The 22,921-nt window shown below is 42.1% G+C and carries 9 protein-coding genes; 1 reads left to right on the forward strand and 8 read right to left on the reverse strand.

Features of this window, described 5'->3' with window-relative positions:
• Window positions 1-45: 45 nt before the first annotated feature.
• Both FNW07_RS10945 and FNW07_RS10950 read right to left on the reverse strand, forming a co-directional pair.
• Window positions 46-2,028, reverse strand: a complete 1,983-nt coding sequence (locus tag FNW07_RS10945; RefSeq protein WP_126744421.1) for a urocanate hydratase — start codon at window positions 2,026-2,028, stop codon at window positions 46-48.
• 46 nt (window positions 2,029-2,074) lie between these two features.
• Window positions 2,075-2,254 (reverse strand): DUF5522 domain-containing protein, encoded by a 180-nt coding sequence (locus tag FNW07_RS10950; RefSeq protein ID WP_126744422.1) that lies wholly within the window; start codon window positions 2,252-2,254, stop codon window positions 2,075-2,077.
• 126 nt (window positions 2,255-2,380) lie between these two features.
• Between FNW07_RS10950 and FNW07_RS10955 the strand changes: the two genes are divergently transcribed.
• A complete protein-coding gene (locus FNW07_RS10955) occupies window positions 2,381-2,707 on the forward strand; it encodes a hypothetical protein (protein ID WP_126744423.1) in 327 nt (108 codons plus the stop codon).
• A 2-nt stretch (window positions 2,708-2,709) separates the two neighbouring features.
• Here FNW07_RS10955 and FNW07_RS10960 read toward each other — a convergent pair whose 3' ends face one another.
• The 6 genes from FNW07_RS10960 to FNW07_RS10985 form a co-directional block, all read right to left on the reverse strand.
• Window positions 2,710-3,993, reverse strand: coding sequence for a hypothetical protein (locus tag FNW07_RS10960; protein ID WP_126744424.1), 1,284 nt, complete (start codon window positions 3,991-3,993; stop codon window positions 2,710-2,712).
• Between the two features lie 21 nt (window positions 3,994-4,014).
• A complete protein-coding gene (locus tag FNW07_RS10965; protein WP_126744425.1) occupies window positions 4,015-5,286 on the reverse strand; it encodes a hypothetical protein in 1,272 nt (423 codons plus the stop codon).
• Between the two features lie 33 nt (window positions 5,287-5,319).
• Window positions 5,320-6,618, reverse strand: coding sequence for a hypothetical protein (locus FNW07_RS10970; RefSeq protein WP_126744426.1), 1,299 nt, complete (start codon window positions 6,616-6,618; stop codon window positions 5,320-5,322).
• Between the two features lie 259 nt (window positions 6,619-6,877).
• Window positions 6,878-8,800 carry a hypothetical protein gene (locus FNW07_RS10975; protein WP_126744427.1) on the reverse strand — a complete coding sequence of 641 codons (1,923 nt, stop codon included), beginning with the start codon at window positions 8,798-8,800 and terminating at the stop codon, window positions 6,878-6,880.
• 163 nt (window positions 8,801-8,963) lie between these two features.
• Entirely contained in the window at window positions 8,964-15,284 is a 6,321-nt protein-coding gene (locus tag FNW07_RS10980) for a GEVED domain-containing protein (protein WP_126744428.1), read from the reverse strand.
• 307 nt (window positions 15,285-15,591) lie between these two features.
• Complete coding sequence (locus FNW07_RS10985) at window positions 15,592-22,428, reverse strand: GEVED domain-containing protein (RefSeq protein WP_126744429.1); 6,837 nt, start codon at window positions 22,426-22,428, stop codon at window positions 15,592-15,594.
• Between the last annotated feature and the right edge of the window lie 493 nt (window positions 22,429-22,921).

The raw sequence follows: 22,921 nt of genomic DNA on the forward strand, positions 1-22,921 counted from the left end.
GTCTCAAGCAAAAAGTTTTCACGGACACTTTAAACCTGAAACAAATTAATTGTTCAATAACGAATCATCTACTAAATTAGGGATGGTAACTTTTAATAAAGGTTGCGTCGCCATGGCTCTTTTTATTGCAAAAATTGCCCCTTCGTTACGGGCCCAGCTTCTTCTGGATATTCCGTTGTTAACATCCCAGAAAAGCATTGATTCTAAGCGCCTTGACGCTTCCTTAGTTCCATCAAGAACCATACCAAATCCACCATTTATAACTTCTCCCCAGCCTACACCACCGCCATTATGAATGGATACCCAAGTAGCGCCGCGGAAGCTGTCACCAATGACATTTTGTATCGCCATATCGGCAGTAAATCGGGATCCGTCATAAATATTGGACGTTTCTCTGTAAGGGGAATCTGTTCCGGAAACATCATGGTGGTCACGACCTAACACAACTGTTTCAATTTCGCCTTTGGCAATTGCCTCATTAAAAGCGCCTGCAATTTTGACACGTCCTTCAGCATCGGCATATAAGATTCGCGCTTGGGAACCCACAACGAGTCTGTTTTCCTGCGCGCCCTTTATCCATTTGATATTGTCGGCCATTTGCTGCTGGATTTCAACAGGGGAATTTTTCATCATTTCTTCCAACACATCGCAGGCAATTTTATCGGTTTTGACTAAATCTTCTGGTTTTCCGGAAGCACATACCCATCGGAAAGGTCCAAATCCATAGTCAAAACACATCGGTCCCATAATATCCTGCACGTAGCTTGGGTACCGGAAATCCAAATGATTTTCGGCCATAATATCAGCACCAGCTCTGGAGGCTTCCAGAAGGAATGCATTTCCATAATCAAAGAAATAAGTTCCTTTTGCGGTATGCTTGTTAATTGCGGCAGTATGTCTTCGCAATGTTTCCTGTACTTTTTCTTTGAAAAGTTCCGGATTGTCTGCCATCATCTGATTGGCTTCTTCAAAAGAAAGGTCGGCAGGATAATACCCGCCGGCCCATGGATTATGAAGCGATGTCTGGTCGGATCCTAAATCAATGTGGATGTTTTCGTCATGGAATTTTTCCCATACGTCCACCACATTTCCGAGATAGCCTATCGAAACGACTTCATTATTGGCTTTTGCCAAAGCGACTCTTTTTACCAGTTCATTAATATCTTCAATAACTTCGTTTATCCATCCTTGACTGTGGCGAATGTGAGTTATTTTTGCATTCACTTCGGCGCATACGGTAATGCATCCGGCGATATTTCCGGCTTTTGGCTGTGCTCCGCTCATTCCGCCTAATCCGGAGGTAACGAATAATCCTCCTTCGGGATTGCGTTTTATTTTGCGAAAACCATTCAGTACCGTTATAGTAGTTCCGTGAACGATGCCTTGCGGACCAATATACATGTAACTCCCCGCGGTCATTTGTCCGTATTGTGATACTCCTAACGCATTCATTTTTTCCCAATCATCCGGCTTTGAATAGTTAGGGATGACCATTCCATTGGTGACTACTACTCTCGGAGCTTCTTTATGTGAAGGAAATAATCCCATTGGATGTCCGGAATACATCGTGAGCGTTTGTTCATCAGTCATTTCAGATAAATACTGCATTGTCAAAAGATACTGGGCCCAATTCTGGAATACGGCCCCGTTTCCTCCATAGGTAATCAATTCATGGGGATGTTGTGCCACTGCATAGTCCAGATTGTTCATAATCATCAGCATGATAGCTTTGGCTTGTTCACTTTTTCCGGGATATTCCGAAATTGGCCGGGCATACATTTTATAATCCGGACGCAAACGGTACATATAGATACGGCCGTAGGTCTCCAGTTCTTCTGCAAATTCTTTTATTAATTCAGCGTGATGTTGCGGTTCGAAATAGCGTAATGCATTACGAAGCGCTAATTTTTTTTCTTCTGCTGATAATATTTCCTTGCGCTTTGGTGCGTGGTTAATATTGGCTTCAAATGGTTTTGGTTGGGGTAATATGTTAGGAATTCCTGCCTGGATTTGTTCTTGAAAGGTCATTGAGTTGCTATTGGGTTATTTGGAAGATGTATATTTGAATTGGAATTTATTTCTTTCTGATATCACTTGTTTTTTTGTCAAATCCATAAGGACAGTGACGACAGCCACTTTTGCAGCAGTAGCCGCGCTTCAGATGGTATTTTTCAGTAAAGCATTTGTAGCCTTCCGGCGTATAATAAAAATCTTCGCCTTCAATTAATTTATTTTCATTACTTTGCTTATTCATAGCTACAAACCGACATAAAAACAGTTATTTCTAATTTTCTTCAAAAATAAATATTTTTATCCAAGGTTACTTCTTTCCTTTGGCTAAATAAAATTTAAAAGAAGAAATTTATAAACTTTAAAACGGATGATTCTAATCGTTTCCAAATTTTTACTTCCAAAAGGTTACAGTGGACTTACTATCTTCCCATTTGTAATCATTAAGAATAAAAAAAAGAAGGATTTGCATGTATTGATTAATCATGAGGCCATTCATATCCGCCAACAAATGGAAATGTTGGTTTTACCTTTTTTTATTTGGTACGGAATAGAATTTTTAATTCGCTGGATTCAATTGAAAGATAAAAAGGAAGCGTACATGAATATCAGTTTTGAAAGGGAAGCTTATTCCCATGAAAAAGACCTCCAATATTTACAACAAAGGCCTTTCTATAAATTTCTAAGTCATCTTTGACCTTATCTGTACCAAATCGTTCCGTCAGACCAAAATTGAATATTTAAACCAGCTCCAGCTGCAGAATGTAAAGCTATTGTAGTGGTTTCAGTTACGGTGCCACTCAGATTTTGAATGTTTACAGAGCCCGTTGGGTCCAAAGTAATTACTCCCGTAGAGCCAGTATCACGCGCAAAACTTAATAATCGTCCTGTGCAAGTAGTCGGGTCGGGTAGGGTGATGGTGATATCTGTTGCGCCATTGGAGACAATTACTTTACATGCACTATCTGATAGTACTGAAGTTGCACTTACAGTAACGGGTTTTACAGCGAAAGAGCCCCTAACCTGTAAAGTTGAGGTGGGCTGAACGGTTGGGTCTGTACTGGTCTGATTTGTTTTTATTCCGACTCTCCCGTCTACGGCAATTACCATTCTTTCGGTAAATAATTCCGAGCCGGTTGCGGTGCTGAACACGATAGGCCTGTTTCCTGCGGCTAATTGATAGGCTCCTTTTCCTCCAAATGAGGATGCTCCGCCAGTATTTACATAGCCAAAGTGACCTCGATAACTGGCTGCCTGATAAAAATATACTCCGGAAAACCCACCTGAAATACCATTGTCAAGTTTTAAAACTCCTTCGCTATCAGCATTATTGGTTATATGCAAACGATGTCCTGGTAACGTGTTGCCGATGGCCACATCTCCGTCCGATTCAATGCGCATTCTTTCCGTTCCTGCGGTGGAAGCTGCTAAAAAATCGGCTGCGGGACTAAAAATACCTGTATCCTGATCTGTCTGAAAAGAATAGATTGGTAATGCGACTGTACCCAAGGAATAGGATTGTAGCTGCCCGGTATTGGTGTTGGAAATATTCCATCTATCGGTACTATTGGTTTTGATTCTGAAATCGATTGCACTTGAGGTTCCCACAAAATCGGTTCCCGCAACAGTTCCTGCATTTCCTATAGTACTCCAATCATTGTTGGTTCCGGTTCTTTCCCTGATCCACTGTACTCCGTCCCAAAAATAATAACCTGGAGTCACTGCTGTTGCGCCTGCTCCCGCTGTCGCAGTATTGTAGACTAAAGTCCCTGTTACTGGCGCGCCGGCTGTTTGTGGATTTACAACCGGGGCAGATACAGCTGTGGACGTGAGCGCTACTTGGGGCAGTACCAGTCCATTTGTTGAAGAGCTTACTTCAAGGGCGCCTCGGGGAGTTTCCGTTCCAAAACCTATCTGGGCGGAGATTTCCGAAAACGTAAAAAAAGTCAGAGTCGTAAATAATATGAATGAAATCTTTTTCATTACTAGTAGGTTATTTGTTTGTTATCTATACCAGTTTACGCCATTGGACCAAAATTGTACATTTACACCTCCACCAGATGCAGAGTGTATAGGAATTGTTGTTGTCTCAGTGATCGTGCCATCTAAATTCTGAATGTTGTTGCTGCCAGCTGGGTTTATTGTTACCGTACCGGTAGAGGAGGCATCTCGGGCAAAACTTATCATTCGTCCCTCGCATGTGGTCGGGTCATGTAAGGTAATTGTTATATTTGTAGCTCCGTTTGTCAGGATCACTTTCGCTTCATCACCGTCTAACGTATACGTTGTGCCAATGCTCCAGATTCCTATTGCAAAAGAACCGTTTACTTGTAAAGTTGAGGTGGGTTGAACTGGTGTAGACAGATTTGTAGGGTTAGTATTGATTCCGACTCTTCCGTCGGTTGCAATAATCATTTTTTCCGAATATAGATCTGTGGCGTCGGTACTAAAAGTGATGGGACGGTTTCCGGCCGATAACTGATAGGCTCCTTTACCTCCATAAGAAGAAGTTCCTCCTGTGAGCATGTAGCCAAAATGACCCCGATAACTGGCTCCCTGATAGAAATCGATGCCTGAGAAACCACCCGCTGTACTGTTGTCCACTCTTAATACTCCCTGACCATCCGCATTATTTACAACATGTAACCGATTAGAAGGGGCGGTTGTAGCAATTCCTACGCTTCCTGTGGAAGTAATTCGCATTCTTTCCGTTCCTGCTGTTGTTGCTGATAATGCATCTGCCGAAGGGCTGAAAACACCTGTGTTAGTATCTGTCTGAAACGAGTATACCGGTAGAAGGGCAGTCCCTAGTGAATAAGCCTGGAGCTGTCCGCTATTGGCATTAGAAATGTTCCAACGATCTGTACTGTTGGTTTTAATTCTCAAATCCGTAGCATCTGTTGTGCCTATAAAACTAGTCCCCGATACAGTGCCAGCATTTCCGGTAATACTCCAATCAGGGCTGGGCTCGGCGGATTTTGGCAGCCAAATGGTGCCGTCCCAATAATAGAAGCCTGGTGTTACAGCAGTTCCACCTGCACCTGCCGTTGCTGTATTATAAATCATTGTGCCGGCTATTGGAGCGCCTGCGGTTTGAGGATTTACAACTGGTGCCGATACATTGTTTGCTGTTAGTGCTACTTGAGGAATGACGACGCCGCTATTGTTGGAAAAAACTTCCATAGCGCCACGGGGAGTAATTGTTCCAATCCCTATTTGTGCAGCCATGTTCGCAAGGCTTAGAAGAGTTAAGATTAAAAATATTCTGGTTTTCATAATAAAAGTTTATTAACATTGCTGTAAATCAAACTACCTGTACCAAATGGTTCCGTTGCTCCAGAACTGAACATTGACACCTGCGCCGCCCGCAGAATGTAATGGAATTGTAGTGGTACTGGTGACGGTACCCGCCAGATTTTGAATATTGTTAGTGCCTGCTGTGTCGATTGTAACGGTACCGGTAGAGGCGGCATTGCGGCTAAAACTCAGCATGCGTCCCGCACATGTGCTGGGTGTTGGTAATACAACGGTAATGTTAGCAGCGCCGTTACTTAAGATAACTTTACAGGTGGTTTCTGTTAAGGTGGTGTTAGCACTCACGGATACAACACCTATGGCAAACGAACCCGCCACTTGTAAATTTGAAGTGGGCTGAACTGTTGGGGCTATATTAGTTGGGTTTGTATTGATTCCGACTCTGCCATCGCCCGCAATTACCATTCTTTCCTGAAAAGATTCGGTGGAAGCATGGGTGCTGAAAACCAAAGGACGATCACCCGATGCAAGTTGGTAAGCACCTTTGCCTCCAAAACCCGAAGTCCCGAGCGTATTTACATAACCCATATGACCACGGTAATTAGCGCCTTCAAATAAATACATTCCTGCGAAACCGCCCGCTGTCGCATTATCAACTCGCATAACACCTTGCCCATCCGCGTCGTTAACTACATGTAGACGATGAGTAGGAGACGAAGTTCCGATACCAACTTTTCCATTGGAATCAATCTGCATCCTTTCGATACCTGCGGTAGTCGCTCCTAACTTATCGGGGCCAGGACTAAAAATGCCTGTGTTTGGATCGGTCTGAAAAGAATAAGCCGGTAATAGTGCTGTTCCTAACGAATACGATTGGAGCTGACCATTATTGGTATTTGAAATATTCCACCGGTCTATATTGTTGGTTCTGATTCTTAATCCTATTGCATCTGTAGTCCCTATAAAATTGGTTCCTGCTACTGTTCCTGAATTTCCTGCTTTACTCCAATCAACTCCCGTTGCTTCGCGTAGCCATTGTGTGCCGCCCCAATAATAGTGTCCAGGTGCAACACTAGTGCCGGCAGTTCCTGCGGTAGCGGTGTTGAAAATTATGGTTCCGTTTATGGGTGTACTGCCCGTTTGGGGATTTATAACAGGTGCTGATGTAATATTGTCGGTGAGGGCAATTTGCGGAAATAGAAAGCCATTTGTAGTCGAATTGACATCGAGGGCACCTCTTGGGGTGATAGTTCCGACGCCTATCTGGGCAGGCATGACAGAGTAGTTCAATAAAGCGGATAGCATTATTGAAAAAAGTAGGATTTTTTTCATCATAAAAATTATTATCGTCATTTGTTTGAATTTGGGGAAATCAACAAATAATTGAAGACAAATATACATTTTTTTTTGAATTTTAAATATTTGAATATCAATTAGTTGTAATTTTTCATTTGCATCTTTAAAAACAAATATTTATTGGTACTATTTCTTACGAAAATTGAGAAAGATTTACATAAATTTTTAAGTTTTGACTAAGGAGCATATGCGAGTCAATAAGACAGAACAATTTAAAGCAGAAATTCTTTTGCAATTTCTTAACTTTCCATTGATTTTATCTGTACCATACGGAGCCGTCCGACCAAAACTGAACATTTACACCTGCACCACCCGCAGAATGCAAAGGAATTGTTGTTGTGTTTGTTACAGTTCCGCTTAAATTTTGAATGTTATTGGTACCTGTTGGGTCTAGTGTAACGGTACCGGTAGAGGAATCATTGCGGCTAAAACTAATCAAACGTCCGGAGCAGGTATTTGGGTTTGGCAACGTAATTGTTATGTTTGATGCGCCGTTTGACAATATAACTTTACTTATATCTTCTGCTAATGTTGAGGTTGAACCTACTGAGGCAGCTTTTATTGCTAATGAACCATTAACTTGCAAAGTTGATGTCGGTTGGACTGTTACAGATGCGTTTGTGGGATTTGTATTTATTCCAACCCTGCCATCTTGGGCGAAAATCACCCTTTCTACATATAGTTCAGAACCCGAACTGGTACTGAAAATTATCGGGCGATCCCCAGCGGCTAATTGGTAGGCTCCTTTTCCTCCAAATCCTGAAGCTCCGCCTGTGTTTACATAGCCAATATGACCCCGATAACTTGCTCCTTGATAGAAATACATTCCTACAAATCCACCAGCGGTACCATTGTCAAGTCTTAATACACCCTGACCATCAGCATCATTAACAATATGCAAACGATTGGAAGGTGAGGTCGTGCCAATGCCTAAGCTTCCTGCGTTGGTTAACCTCATTCTTTCGTTAAAAAAAGGAGTTGCGGCTTTACCGGTTGAAAATATAATAGATTTAGTATTGTTTGCATTGGCAATATACATATCCTGTCCGCTGGCAATATAGCTGACATCATTCGCAACACCTATATTATAGGCCGTTGGAAAGTTAAATGTAGAATTGTTAATACCTAACCATACAAAGCCAGTAGTGGCTGTTCCGTTATCAGCAGTGGCATTATAGCCACTTTGAGCTTGTATTCCGGTGCTTGTGTTTTGAATGTTGAATTGTAAATAATCATTAATGCTTCCAGTCGCATTCACGATATTGGTATTTGTGGTTGCCGCTGCTGCAATATCAAGTTTTGCGGCTGGAGTTGACGTGCCAATGCCAAAGTCACCTGCATTGGTTAACCTCATTCTTTCGTTAAAAAAAGGAGTTGCGGCTTTGCCGGTTGAAAATATTATCGATTTGGTGTTGTTGGCATTGGCAATATACATATCTTGTCCGCTGCCAAGATAGCTGACATCATTTGCAAGACCTATATTATAAGAGGTTGGAAAGTTAAATGTAGAACTGTTAATACCTAACCATACAAAGCCAGTAGTGGCTGTTCCGTTGTCAGCAGTGGCATTATAGCCACTTTGAGCTTGTATTCCGTTGCTTGTGTTTTGAATGTTGAATTGTAAATAATCATTAATGCTTCCAGTCGCATTTACTATATTGGTATTTGTGGTTGCCGCAGCTGCAATATCAAGTTTTGAGGCTGGAGTTGACGTGCCAATGCCAACTTCGCCACTGGATTTAATGCGCATACGTTCAAGATTGTTTGTTCTTGCAACAAAATCTATCGCATCGGTAGTTCCTATGAAATTTGTTGCCGCTACTGTTCCTGCATTTCCTAGTACAGCCCAATCGGAATTAGTTCCCGTAGCTAATCGCAGCCATAGTGAGCCATCCCAATAATAATATCCTGGTGTGACGGCGGTTGCACCGGCTCCTGCTGTTGCGGTATTGTAAACTACGGTTCCGGCTATGGGAGCACCTGCAGTTTGAGGGTTTACAACTGGGGCAGAGGTGTTGGCCGCCGTAAGAGCTACTTGAGGGGTTACAAGTCCATTTGTGGTTGAATTGATTTCAAGAGCGCCTCTGGGAGTGATGGTTCCAATGCCTATTTGCGCATGTGCCAAGGGAATGTTTACACTCAGCAAAAGTAAAAGTATAATATTAACAAGATTTTTCATAATAAAATCAAATTAATTGCCTAATTTAAGAAAAATAGTATGATATGTATAAAGATAATACATTTTATATAAAAATCAAATTTCTATTGTCGTATTTTGAATCTACATAAAAAAAGCCTCCAGTTTTTAATTGGAAGCTTTTCTATATAAAACTGCAATGGTTTTAGTAAATAATTTTTTGCGTAACAGTGATTCCGTTATTGAGTGTTATTTTAAGAATTAATGCATTCGTAGTAGGATCGAGGTTTCTCAGTAGAAACTGATTCTCTGCAACGTTCTTATATTCGTCAATCTTACGACCCAACACATCATACACAAGAATATTTTTGATTTCCTGCTGAGAGGAATAGACGGTAACTTTTTGACCAGTTATGACATTCACTGTATTGTCCAAAGAAAATTGATCGTTCCCTAAAGCACTGTCTTTGTATTTCATGACAAAACGATTGTCAAAAATTCCGCCTTGAGTTGTGAAAACATAAGGTGCTTGTTTCAAATTATGGGTTATACCAATTAGTTTATCTTCAATAAATATTTCCTGATCTTCAAATAATCCATCAAAATGATCTATTTTAATAGAGAATGTTCCGGCATCATGTGAATTATAGCCTAAAGATACCTGGTCTTCCTCGTGAAATGGCAGTGAACGTGCTTGGATGGCCAATGATTCATTAGGAATAATCGAGTAAAAAGTGAGGTTATTTCCACTGAATCTGGTTCCGTCAAAACCTCTGTCCCAACCTTGAGTTGCCCCTTGGACGTATCCAACTAAAATCTGACTGAAGGCTCCGCTGTTATTAGTAAAGTTTAACCAGATTCTATGTCTCTCAATTTGAGTTTCGGAGTTGTCCAGATTGCTAGCAGTGGCATCCGCCTGTCTAAAAAACTGACTGTTAATATAAGTCGAGCTACGCATTCCGTTGTTGAAAACAGCACTACCGGCTACTGCAAGACTTCTTACAAAGAACGATTGTCCGGCTGAAATGAATCCATTAGGGGCAGGGCCGCCCGTAGATGCGATAGTTCCAACTCCACCCGTTTTATTCCAAGAAGCATAATCTGTAGCGGTATAATTAATACTAAAATCACCGTAAAATGGATCCGGAAAAGCGGCCGCTGGTGGGGTATTATGGGTCCAGAAATAAATGGTCCCATCCAATAATGTACTGTTAGTAGCATTGTTTAAAAATGTAACTGCATTTACCGAAGACGGGTATGGATTTCCCAATAAATTCCATTTATCGTCTGTTGCAACTGGGCCCATACTTCCAAAAGTTATAGGGGTAGTAATGTCTCCGTTATTTGGAACTCCTATAAAATTAGCAGTATATGAAGTTTTAATGGCTGGATTATTTGAGTACGTGTCTGGTGCTCTGACGATATAGCCTTTTCCTGCGGTCATTGCCGTGGCAGCACCAGCCAAAATCCAATTGCCGCTTACACCACCCACTGAAGGTATCCAGATATATTTATAACTAGAGGCGGGAGACAATGCACCTAATGTGAAAGTTGATACAGGAGATCCCCAATAGGTATAATCATAAAGATACATAGGCTGCGTATTACGCTTCATTGTAATATTACCGACATTAGTTACATTGTCAATCTGAATCAGGCTGGCGTTGTTTTCAATTATAAATTGAGCCCCTGAATTTACTGTTACTAAATTGGTAATAGTAAGAGTATTGGAAGGATTAAGGGTTAGCATAGCGCCGTTTAATACAGTTAGGGTGCGTCCATAAGCGGCTACTGCACTATTGGAGACAATTGGATTGTTCGCGGTGATTGGAACTACCACGCAATCCAGATTGGTTGGCACTCCAACAGGTGTCCAGTTCGCGCCCACATTCCAATCAGTACTTACAGAACCGTTCCAAATTTTACTTTTACTAACCGTTACTGTAGTTTGTTCGGTTTCTTTTAATGTTGTGCCATTACACAATGTGTAGGTTACCTCTGCGGTGTATGTTGTTGTTGTTGCAGGGCATACATTAATAGAGTCTGTCGTGCCTACTACCGGACCAGTTGTACCTGCGCCTTCATACCATTTTAAAGATGTGATCGAAGCTCCTGCAGGAACGAATCGCCAAGCTTCGTTTGTAACATTCCAATTGGTATCTAAACCATTTCTTCCTGGGGCTACGACGGCTTGAGTTCCGGCGGCGTTTTGTACCCCTACAATAGCATTACCACCATTCCATGGAGAAATATCGTTATTAGCAATGCTCTTATTTTTAATGAATACTTCAATAATGTTGGTGTTTTCATATAAAACCATCATTCCTGTATATAAAACAGAATTATCATTATACATAGGGACATCCTTCCAAGCAGATACCAATGCTCTACAGCCTGTATTTAATGTAATTAATTCCCAGCCGACTTCACCACCTTTGCTTGGGTCAATATCATGATAAACGCCGTAAATCGTGTTGGCAAATAATGCGCCGGTCGTACTTGGTAAGCTGTTGCTGAATGAGTATCCAGTTCCGCCCCCTGCGCTTGCTGTATTAAAAGAAAGTATTCCGTTAGATCCAATTAAACATGAATTATATGTATTTCCATAAAAACAAAAATTAAATGGTAAATTAATCACAGGAGACCATACGTCATCTTTATTCACGCTGACAGGGTTTTGAAGACATCCAAATTGATAAGGAGGACTGTAAGGTATGGATGACACAGTGTAATCTGTAGTCTCTCCAATCTGTAAATAGGTTGCTTCGATGTCTACACAACTTGAGCCGGAAGAGCAGTCAATAGCGGCAGGGTCAGCACCTAATAATCCCAAGCCGCCAGAAATAACCGCTGGGCATGCTAAACTAGTTGTTCCAATACTTGATCCGACGGTACAGTTAGGCATGTAAAATGTTACGGGTCCCACCCAAGCTCCTTGTCCTAATCCCCCGCCACAATTGGAACGTACCCATATATAGTATGTGGTTGCAGATGTTAAGCCTGTTAAATTCAACGTAGTTACCCCAGCAGCAGTGCTTCCCGTTGGTGTAGTGGATGATATTGGAGCTGTAAGTGATGTTGCATAATAATATTGGTAACCATTAGCAGGAACAGGACTTGCAGCGGTCCAGTTTACGGTAGCGGTGGTTTGTGATGTAACATTGACCGTCAGAGCCGTTGGATTACCCGCGCATGGCAATGGTCCTAAGCAGATGATTTTGTAATCTTCTGTTTCCCCGTACGCCTGATCTCCACAAGCAGGAGCAGGGTTGTTGAGATAGGCATTTCGAACTCTCATACGATAATTTCCTGCAGGTGTTCCTGCTGGTATCGTTACTGTTCCTACTGATGCAGGGGAACTTAAATAGTTTGTGGTGATTACACTTTCTCCCACATCATTAAAGTCGTTGTCGTTGTTCCAGTCTGCCCATACGCTATACCCATAAGTACTTGAGGGATGCGTAGCCGTAATGCTGAACCCTAACCCGGCATTTTGGGAAACTGAATAAGTTGCACTGTAATTTATATATCCGCCAGCAGAAAAACCAGTTCCTGTATTGGTAAAATTTGCAGACCCGCCAGTAGTTGTCACTCCGGATATATAATAGGTCGTATTCGTAGAATTATTGGCTACACAATACCCGGTAACAAAAATTACCTGGGTGGTCCATGGGCTGTAATTTCCCGCACCACAATTATTTCTAACATAGATATAGTAAGTTGTATCGGCAGTTAATCCTGTTAAGTTAACTGTAGTTACGCCAGCACCAGTGCTCCCTGTTGCAATTGTTCCTGATGTAGGTACTGTAGCAGAAGTTGTTAAAAAATATTGATAGCCACTAGCAGGAGCTGGAGCCGAAGCTGCCCAACTGACAGTTGCTGTAGTGTTCGTTACCGCAGACATAACAACGGCAGTCGGAATTCCTGAACATGCAGAAGCAAGTACGGTAAAAGTGTAATCTTCTGTTTCTCCACTGGTAATTGACCCACAAGCAGATGGGTCGGTAGCAGAGAAATTTATTCTGACTCTCATTCTGTGATTTCCAACCGCTGCAGTACCAGGGACAGTAACCGTTCCTGTAGCAGCACTCAGGTATGAAGCTGAAGCATATACTTTCTCTCCGGCATCATTAAAATCTAAGTCATCGTTCCAGTCAACCCAAATATTACAACCGAAAGTTCCTCCTGTAAATGCTGATGAGAAGTTTATACTACCATATTGTTGTTGGCTTACTGCGCTTGCTGTAAAGTTTCCGTATCCCGTTGCTGAGAATCCAGATGCATTGTTAGTGATATTAGCAGGTCCTCCTGTAGTAGAAAAATTATTGATATAATACGTTGTTCCTGTAGAAGTAGCAGGACAATATCCAGTTAAAAAAACCACTTGCCCAGTCCATGAACTGTAGTTCCCACCGCCACAATCGTTTCTCACGTAAACATAATACGTTGAATTAGCTGTTAATCCTGTAAGGTTTGCCGTTGTAACTCCTGAACCAGTTGTTCCGGTTGGCGTAGTTCCAGTTGTTGGCAGTGTTGTGGACGTCGTCACATAGTATTGGTATCCAACAGCAGGGAGTGGAGATGATGCGGTCCAACCTACTGTTGCTGTTGTTAAGGTTATTGCTGAAATAGTAACTGCTGTTGGGATTCCGGCACAACTCGCTGCGGTTACATTAAGTGTATAATCCTCAAATGAGGCAAAGCTGCCTGTGTAACAAGAAGAAGATGGGCCCGCATCATTGTCGGTTGCTCCAATGCGAAGACGGTGATTTCCGATAGCTGCTGTACTTGGAATCGAAAAGTTTCCCGAAAGAGTCGTGGGATTAGTACTGGTCGAAAGCCCCGTGTAGGCAGTCTCACCTGCGTCAATAAAGTCCCCATCATCATTCCAATCTACCCAAATAATAGTTCCATAAGTAAAACCTGTAGACAGGGTGATGCTAAAGTTCATGGTTTGTAATTGGGTGCCGGTAGTTGTTTGTGCGGTATAATTCCCATAATTCCCGGCTTCAGAACCGGTGGTGTTGTTAATAGTTCCCATCGTGAAATTGGTAATTCCGGTCCCATCTACACTAGAAGGGGCAGGGGTACAGTAAAAAAATGGAGTGGTCGCATTATTTGTCAGAGGAGATGTAGTATAATACAAAGGACCTCCAGAGCAACTGCCGCTGTTAAATGAGAATACAAAGAAATAATAAGTCGTTGTGCTACTTAAACCTGTCACCGAAAAAGAGGTGGTTCCATCAATGTCTGCAACCGTATTTCCTGCGCCAACGGTTCCCCCTATGGAATAGGATGTTCCATTAGCCGGTGCCGGTACTGTATTTGTTGTATTATAGATAACAAGATAATTCGATGGGACAGGACTTGCTGCTGTAAAAGTACCACTGATGGTGCCATTTACAGGTTGTGTCAAAATCAAGCTGGTCGCCTGTGTCGTAGGTGAGGTACAAGCGGGTACAGTTGTAACACATATATTGAAAGTACCTTGACCCGTACCACTTGAATAGCTGTAAACTCTCACATAATATGTAGTGCCGATAGTTAGGCTATTTAAAGTCATGCTTTCCATGCTGCTACCGCTTCCGCCATCATGGCAAAGAATGCTGCTACCCGCGCATGAGCCACTATAAACCTGAAAAACAATATCGCTTAAGGTTGTTGGTACAACGGTCACAATATGGCTGGTGCTTGTTGCGACAAATTTATACCATACATCATCATCTGCGGTACCTACACATCCTGCGACTGATTGCGTAGCGCTAACAGTTGTGCCATTAGTACTGGTTGTACAAGTCAGTGCTGGGTTTACTGTTAAAGCAATGGCGCTTGCGCAATCATTGTTTGCCGGAGCGGGTTGAGTGTAAGTAATGGTTATCTGCCCCCGGGCACCGTAACCTCCAGCGTAACTAATAGATGACGCGGCATCATATTCGCCTCCGCTACCTCCGCCGCCAATTATAGTACCTGCAAGGCCAGGGCCATTTGCTGCTCCACCTGTTCCTCCTGCGCCACCATTTGCTCCTGCTCCTCCTGCTCCTCCTGCAACACCTCCAACAGTACCAGCTGTACCAGTTGTGTTAGTGGTTCCGCCAGAGGCAGTTCCTCCTGTACCCACAGTCCCTTTGTCTTTTGCACCTCCGGTTCCCCCATTCGCTGCTAAAGTCAATATTGTGGTATTACCACCGTTGCCACCGTTGGCTCCAACGACTGCTATGCCTCCTCCTCCAACAGTAAAAGGGATTACTTGTCCTGCGGTTACTGCAATAATAGCTGTCGTATACCCGCCGCCGCCGCCGCCGGAACCGCCATTTTTATTTACTGTAGATCCTCCTCCGGCGCCACCACCCCCCCATGCTCCCACGGTCAATGAGGTAACACCGGTTGGAACGGTCCACGAGCCGGAAGCGGTGTAGGTGTCCGTTATCTGTGCAGTACTATTCCACTGATTAAATAGTAAAAAAACAAGAAAACATAAAGACGTAGTTAATCTTTGTGTGATTTTTTTTGAGTAGGAGTGTGTCATGAATTTGGGAGTAAAGTTGTAATCTATAAGTTTTAGTAGTTAAAATGTCAGGTTTTCACAAATATAAAGTAATTATTAAATTTTGCAAATCAATGTTAATATATTTTAAATATATGTGTTAGGGGCATTGATTACAGGGTTTTTTTCTATTAAAAGATAGATATTATTGTTGATAACTATTTTTTTTAGCTAAAAGGTCAATTGGTTTTTTATCAAAACAGTCTAAGTTCTTCAACGTGAAATTTTTTATATAAAAAAAGGTCCCAATCAAAAATTGGGACCTGAAATATTTATGTCTGAATTTTATTTAATAACTTATTTTCTGTGTTACAATCACATCATTATCCAGAGTGATTTTTAAGATCAGGACATTCATTGTTTTATATAAATGGTTCAATGTAAATTGAGTACTGTCGATATTTTTATAACTGTCAATTTTTCTGCCCAATAGATCAAATACCACAATATTTTTGATAGGTTGATTCGAGGAATGAACGGTTACTTTTTCAGTAACAGTCACCTTAACAGTGGTGTCGAAATCAACAACATCTGTACCTAAAGTATTGTCCGTGTAACGAAGTACGAAACGATTGTTAAAATTCCCGGCTTCCGTTGAAAAAACATAAGGAGCCGATTTCATATCATGAATCACATTAAGCAATTTGTCTTCCAAATAGATATTTTGAGTATCAAACAGACCGTCGATATGGTCGATCCGAACAGAGTAAGATCCTGAAGCTGCCGCATTGAAACCTAAAGTCACCTGATCCATATCATTAAATGGCAACGGACGTCCTTGGATTCCTAAATTGGCTTCCGTTAGGATAGAGTAGAAGGTAACCGCATTTCCGCCGAAACGGGTTCCGTCAAAGTCTCTGTCCATCCCTGTTGTGGCTCCTTGCGCATACCCAACTAATATCTGACTGAATGCGCCTGAATTATTGGTTAGATTCAACCAGATTCTATGTTTCTCAATATCATTATTTCCTTCGCTGTCAGCGGTCGTTGTTGGATTGGCCGCTCTGAAGAATTGACTATTGTTGTTTGTTACCCGCATGGTATTATTAAAGGTTGCATTTCCGGCAACTCCTAAGCTTTTCACAAAGAAAGCCTCTCCGGCAGCAATATAACCGCTTGGTGTAGGTCCAAAAGTGATAGCTTGTGTTCCAGTTCCACCTAGTTTATTCCATGACGCATAATCTGTAGCGGTATAGTTAATGGCAAAGTCACCGTAGAATGGGTCAGGGTAAGCAGCAGATGGAGCAGAATTATGAGTCCAGAAATAGATGGTTCCATCAATAAGAGGAACATTGCTTGCCAAGCCTAAGAAAGTAGTTGCATTAACCGCGCATGGATATGGATTTGATATCAAATTCCATTTATCATCGGTAGCCCCGGCGCCCATTGTTCCATAAGTAATTGGTGTGGCGACATCCCCATTGTTTGGTGTGCCTATAAAATTAGCAGTAAAGTTAACTTTGGTGGCCGGATTACTTGAATACGTATCAGGTGCCCTAACGATAAAACCTTTACCGGCATTCATGGCTGTTCCTGCAGTGAGGTATGTCCAGTTACCACTTACACCGCCAACTGACGGAATCCACGTGTATCTATACGAAGAGCCGGAGGATAAATTCCCTAATGTATATCCGGAAGCAGTAGTATGAGGTGACCCCCAATATGTATAATCATACATATACATAGGTTGGGAAATGCGTTCCATATTTACTATTCCGTTGTTGGCTACACTATTTATCTGTACCAGACTGGCATTGTTTTTTATATTAAAAGTACCTCCTGCATCTACTGTTACCCAATCCGTAACGGTTAGGTTATTATTCGGTTGTAAGTTTAAAATACCTGTAGGTTTCACTGTCACGTTTTTGGCGTAAGCATCATATCCGCTTCCCGAAATAATAGTATTATTTGGAATAATCACACAATTACTTGATGTTGGTACCCCGGCCGGTTTCCAGTTAGAAGCAGTATTCCAATCTGTCGACGCTGTGGTTTGCCAAACTTTAGAATTATTAGTTACTGTAATAGGCTGAGATGCAGAACATCCATTAGCTAAAGTAGCAATAGCGGTAAAGTTCCATGAACCTGTTTCCAATTGCGCCAAGGTAGGTTTGATGTACACTGTCGGAATGGCGGTTGAATAGGGTATGGTGCAAGCAAAATCTGCGAAAGCGTTAACTGGAGTATCGCTGGTCCATGAGAAAGCGGTGTTCAAAGGAACATAACCATATAATTTCACATCATCAATAGCGATACCATCAACCCAATCCCCGTAATAACGAATACGTACTTTTAAGTTTGGCTGATTGATATAAGCATTGAGGTTGAAAGATAACTCCTGAAAACGGGTACCGATTCCGATATCCGCAGTATAGCGTGCCAATTCAGTCCATGCTCCGCCACCATTAGTCGAAACGTCAACGGTCATGTAATCTAAGGTCAGTGCTGTTTCGTCAATATAATAACGAGAATAAAACGCTTTAAATGACAGTGTTAAATCCAAATAGTTAGTTGAATTTACAGTTGGTGAAATAATCGCGTTATGTGTGATATAAGGACCTACGTCTGAAGTACTCATCACGAATTTATTTGTTCCGAAGCCGGAAGAAATAGCCGGAAACCATACTTGCTGTGCAGGAACAAAAGTACTTGTTCGAGATTGCCAAATGGTTAAAGGGTCAACTGCACCTCCGTTTGATATATAATTAGTATTTGAGAAAACGCCCAAACCACCAGTTTCAAAATTCTCATTGATCAGATACGTTTGTTGTTTGTCTCCTGAGGCATTCAATGTAATTACTGCATTCTCTCCGCAAATGGTCGGGCTAGTTGGAGAGAAATTCAATGTTGGCACCGGGTTTACATTTGCTACAACAGCCGTTCTTACCAATGATTCACAACCATTGATAGCTGTAACATAGTAGGTGGTTGTACTGCTTAGCGATGGAGTTGTCCAGGTACCTGATGCTGTGGTTCCTATAAGGGTACCGCCCGTAAGAGCCGAATACCATTTGTATGAACTCACTCCAGCCGATCCGGTTACAGTTAAATTAACCGTGCCAGGCCCGCAGGTGACACCGTCAGTAACACTTGTTATTAAGGAAGCACAACTTGCCACTACAGTGAATAAATAATCCTCTGTTTCTCCACCATAATTTATATTGCCGCATGGCGTGAAGGTTGAAGTAGAATTGGCATCATATGGCGAAGTTGTATCTTTGCTGTTAGTTCTGATGCGTACACGGTAATCACCCACAGCTGTAGCGCCAGGGATAATAAAACCAAAAGTAGTGGAATAAGTTGCAACAGTTCCGGTGGTATATACTCGCTCTCCCGGATCAGCAAAAGTACCGTCCTTGTTCCAATCTACCCATGCTTTCATGAATGAAGTGTTTTTTGCCTGAACAAAAATATTTACTCCTTCACCTTGTGCTTGTGTCGATTTTGTTGGTAAACCTGTGTAATCCTGATATCCTAATGGAGTAGCAGTGTATGTGGAGTTATTGGATGTATCATTTAACGTACCTACAAAACTTACATTGCTGATGTAACTCCAGCTTTCCCAACCAGCAGTAACACTTGGAGTACAATATAAACTCGGTGCCAGAGTTGCACTGGTTCCGTTTAGTGGAGCTGTTGTATAATATAAAGGCCCGCCTGTACATAATGAATTGTACGAGAATACATAGATATAATAAGTCGTTGAGGAGCTTAAACCGGATGCAAGGAATGTATTGTTCCCATCAATATCTACAACTGTGTTTCCTGCTCCTACCGTTCCGCCAACAGCGTAAGTGGTTCCATTTACCGGAACTGGTACCGCGTTGGTAGTGTTGATAATTACCAGGTAATTGTTGGCTGTCGGACTTGCATAAGTAAATGATCCACCGATTGAGGTCGATGTAGGAGTCAAAACTAAAACGGTCGGTTGTGCAGTTGGTGTAACACACGGCGCTGCATTGGCTAATGTGATAGTATAATCTTCAGTTTCTCCATAAGTGCCTGCAGTAGTACAGCTCATTGTAGAGGAAACGGAGGTGTTATAGGCAAATCGAACACGCATTTTTGTAGCCCCGGCTATAGCTCCAATCGGAATTGGAATGGATATCGTTGTAGTTGAATTTGCAGCAATAGTATTACTCACAAGGAAAAACTCTCCGACATCGGTAAAAACACCGTTTTGGTTAAAATCAATCCATACTCCGGCGCCATGGGTACCGGTACCGGCACCAACGCTTAAGCTAAAATTATAACTTGTTCCTTTGGTTACAGTTGTGGTTTGTGTACCTGTAGCAGCATATATGGTATAGCCGCCTGCACCACAAGTAGAAGAATTGTTCAATGTGTTTAAAGTTACATTACTGATGTAGTCATTCACCGTACAATTTAATGTTCCTGTGGGAGTACAATAAGAGGCGCCTAATGTTGCTGCGCTTCCATTCAAAGGGGTAGTAGTATAGTACAAAGGGCCACCCGTACACAAAGAATTGTATGAAAAAATAAATACATAATAGGTTGTTAATTGTATAAGTCCTGATGCGGTAAATGCAGTATTACCGTCAATGTCCACCACCGTGCTACTTCCTATAGTGTTTCCTACGGCATAAGTTGTTCCATTTACTAACGTAGGAGCAGAATTGACCGTGCTGATTACAACTAAATAATTATTTGGCACCGGACTTGCTGCTGTAAAAGTTCCTGCAATCGAATTACCACTTGGGGTTAAAACTAATGCTGTTGGTTGAGCAGTAGGAGTGGTACATGGTGAAGCAGCGGCTACTGTGATAGTATAACCTTCTGTTTCTCCATAAGCAGCGGTAGTTTGACAAGCGAGACCAGCTGTAGCTGTATCTGCATCTCTGTGGAGGGAGACCCTCATTCGGGTATTTCCTGAAAGCGCGCCTGCTGGAACGGTAATCGTACCGCTCACGGGACAGTTAGCAGAACCAGCCCCACAGCCACTCATTGTATATCTTTCTCCGGCAGGGTATTCGGCGTTGTTAAAGGCTCCATCTTTATTCCAGTCTAACCAAACGTAAACAGTAGCTGCATTTGAGCCTGTGTTTATCGTTCCGTTGAACGTGTAGGAACTACCTGCAACCATATTTCCTATAATGGCAGTATAATCCGCAAACATGGGCAATCCTTCCGCATTTGTGGAGCTGTTATTGATTCCCGCAGTAGTTACGTTTCCAATATAATAGGACGTTCCTGTAGTATAGTTAGAGGTGCAATACGTTGGTGCCAATGTATTAGTACTTCCATTTAATGGAGAAGTGGTATAGTATAATGGGCCGCCCGTGCATGCAGAATTATATGAAAAGACATAAATATAATACATTGTATAACTGGAAAGACCAGTTGCTGTAAAAGTATTATTTCCATCAGCATCCACAACAGTACTGCTTCCTATAACATTCCCCGCAGAATAAGTTGTTCCATTGACAGGTGCAGGAGCTACTCCAGTAGTATTGATTAGAACTAAATAATTATCGGCAGCAGGACTTGCTAATGTAAATGAACCCGCGATAGTCGTACTTGCTGGTGTTAAGACCAAAACTGTAGGTTGTGCTGTCGGAGTGGCGCAAGCTGCAGGAGCTATAACATTTACTTTATAATCCTGGACATCAGTTAAGCTAAAAATATTACAAGGTGCTGCAGCGCCTTCCGTATTGAACGCCAATTCCACTCTTAAGCGGGTCAGGTTAACAACCGCACCTGCAGGTACGCTAAAAGTATTTGTTAAGGTTACGCTCTGTGCTGAAGCAACTGTAGAGGTAGTAGATAATACGGTTTCGGTAGCAATATCGAACACGCCGTTGTTATTCCAGTCAATCCAGGCTGAGATATTTTTTTGAGAAGTAGTGCCGTTATATACGGTTACGCTGATTAAGTAAGAAGTTGTTGCCATGACGTTTGTGGAAACGGTAGGGTAATAATCTCTATATCCGCCCCAAGCAACATTATTTTGATTTATTGTGTTTAGTGTAACGTTAGAAATATAAGTACTTGCCGCACTGGCTCCCCCCGCTGTGCAATAGGTGTAACATCCGGGCCCGGCTGTCGCAGTGATGATTACGTCACTTATAGTTGAACCACAACTTCCATTCGAGATTGTCCATCTTAAAGTAGCTGTTGTACCCGGCACTAATCCCGTTACGCCTGAAGTAGGTGAGGTAGGACTTGTAATAGTTGCGGTCCCTGACTGGACGGTCCATAATCCTGAACCATAAGGGGGTGTGTTTCCTGCTAAAGTAGTTGTCGTAGCGCAGGCAGCTAAAGTTTGGTTTGGTCCGGCAGCTGCAACAGATGATGGACAAGTATAGGTTAAGACAACATACCCGCCGGCACCTGGTGCTCCCGTAAAACTTTTTGTAGAGCCAGCGCCGCCGCCGCCATATATTAATCCTGAAGAGCCTCCTGCAGAATTGGCAGTTGTGCCTGCCCCTCCATTACCAGCTATAGTACCTCCAGTGCCCTTTAATCCGGCTGTAGGCACTGCTCCGTTACCTCCGTTGGAGGTGGTTCCCGCTGCGCCTCCGCCGCCGCCGCTTCCGCTTCCGGCTGTGCCAGTTCCACCAGTTCCACCAGCAAAAGTTCCTCCAGATCCTCCCGCGCCCCCAGTTCTGCCATTGGTGTAACTTAATCCTCCAAATCCGCCATTTGCCGTTACCGTAGTTGCGCCAAAAGTGGCTGTTGTTGCGGTTGCGTTCCCACCGTTTGCTGGATTTCCTCCTGCTCCAGGTGTTCCTAAAGTGATAGTGTACGTGGTGCCCGGAATAACTGTAACTGAGGTATTTTTTGTATAAGCACCGCCTCCGCCTCCGCCTCCGCCGTATCCGTTAGTGCTTCCGCCAGCTCCTCCGCCACCGCCTGGGCCGTAGGCTTCTACTTGTATAGCCGTTACTCCGGCTGGACATACCCATGTGCCAGAGGAAGTGTATGTGCTGGTTTGCGCAGAACTATAATTGCCAAACAAAAATGCCATTAAAAGTGCTGGCAACATCCACATCTTTGATATGTTATTGCTGTTTTTTCTTCCTTTAAAGGTGAGGAAAATAGATTTGTAAGAATTTTTAGTAAAATACTTACAATCAAAGGCGCTCGAAAAGTAATTCTGTTTCATAAGATATGACAATAATAATATTACATTTTCTTAGTAATATTAAGTTCAATAATTTATTAATTCCGGGTCTGTCTTTTTATTGTTTTCTGCGTAGAAAAAACATAAATTTCGGTCACAAAGGAAATTGATCCTGGTAAATTATACTTTTATCGTTAATGTGTTTAAAAAACTCGATAAAAAACACGACTATTCGACAAAATGTACGATTTAATCGACGAAATACATCTTTTGATTAAATTTATTGGGGTTTATTACGGAGAAACAGTAAGTCATGTTAATTTTGAAAAATAGAAAATATGTAATTTTTTAGGCTATAAAGTGCAGTAAATGAAAGTTTTAAAAATTTTGATTTTGAGTTTTTGAAATTTTATAAAAATAACAAAATAGAATCCAATATGTGATTTTTGTAACAAAAGAGCGGTCAGAGGTCAGTCGAAATTGATACGAAGTAGGTAGTTTTTTTGGTGAGTGAAATGGTGATTGTGGGAAATCG

The sequence above is a fragment of the Flavobacterium sp. GT3R68 genome, from assembly GCF_007109225.1.
Classification (GTDB): Bacteria; Bacteroidota; Bacteroidia; order Flavobacteriales; family Flavobacteriaceae; genus Flavobacterium.

What these genes read in the sequence shown, in the direction of transcription:
- FNW07_RS10945 (WP_126744421.1), bottom strand. Translation starts at nt 2,028, where the DNA reads ATGACCTTTCAAGAACAAATCCAGGCAGGAATTCCTAACATATTACCC.
- FNW07_RS10975 (WP_126744427.1), bottom strand. Translation starts at nt 8,800, where the DNA reads ATGAAAAATCTTGTTAATATTATACTTTTACTTTTGCTGAGTGTAAAC.
- FNW07_RS10950 (WP_126744422.1), bottom strand. Translation starts at nt 2,254, where the DNA reads ATGAATAAGCAAAGTAATGAAAATAAATTAATTGAAGGCGAAGATTTT.
- FNW07_RS10965 (WP_126744425.1), bottom strand. Translation starts at nt 5,286, where the DNA reads ATGAAAACCAGAATATTTTTAATCTTAACTCTTCTAAGCCTTGCGAAC.
- FNW07_RS10960 (WP_126744424.1), bottom strand. Translation starts at nt 3,993, where the DNA reads ATGAAAAAGATTTCATTCATATTATTTACGACTCTGACTTTTTTTACG.
- FNW07_RS10985 (WP_126744429.1), bottom strand. Translation starts at nt 22,428, where the DNA reads ATGAAACAGAATTACTTTTCGAGCGCCTTTGATTGTAAGTATTTTACT.
- FNW07_RS10970 (WP_126744426.1), bottom strand. Translation starts at nt 6,618, where the DNA reads ATGACGATAATAATTTTTATGATGAAAAAAATCCTACTTTTTTCAATA.
- FNW07_RS10955 (WP_126744423.1), top strand. Translation starts at nt 2,381, where the DNA reads ATGATTCTAATCGTTTCCAAATTTTTACTTCCAAAAGGTTACAGTGGA.
- FNW07_RS10980 (WP_126744428.1), bottom strand. Translation starts at nt 15,284, where the DNA reads ATGACACACTCCTACTCAAAAAAAATCACACAAAGATTAACTACGTCT.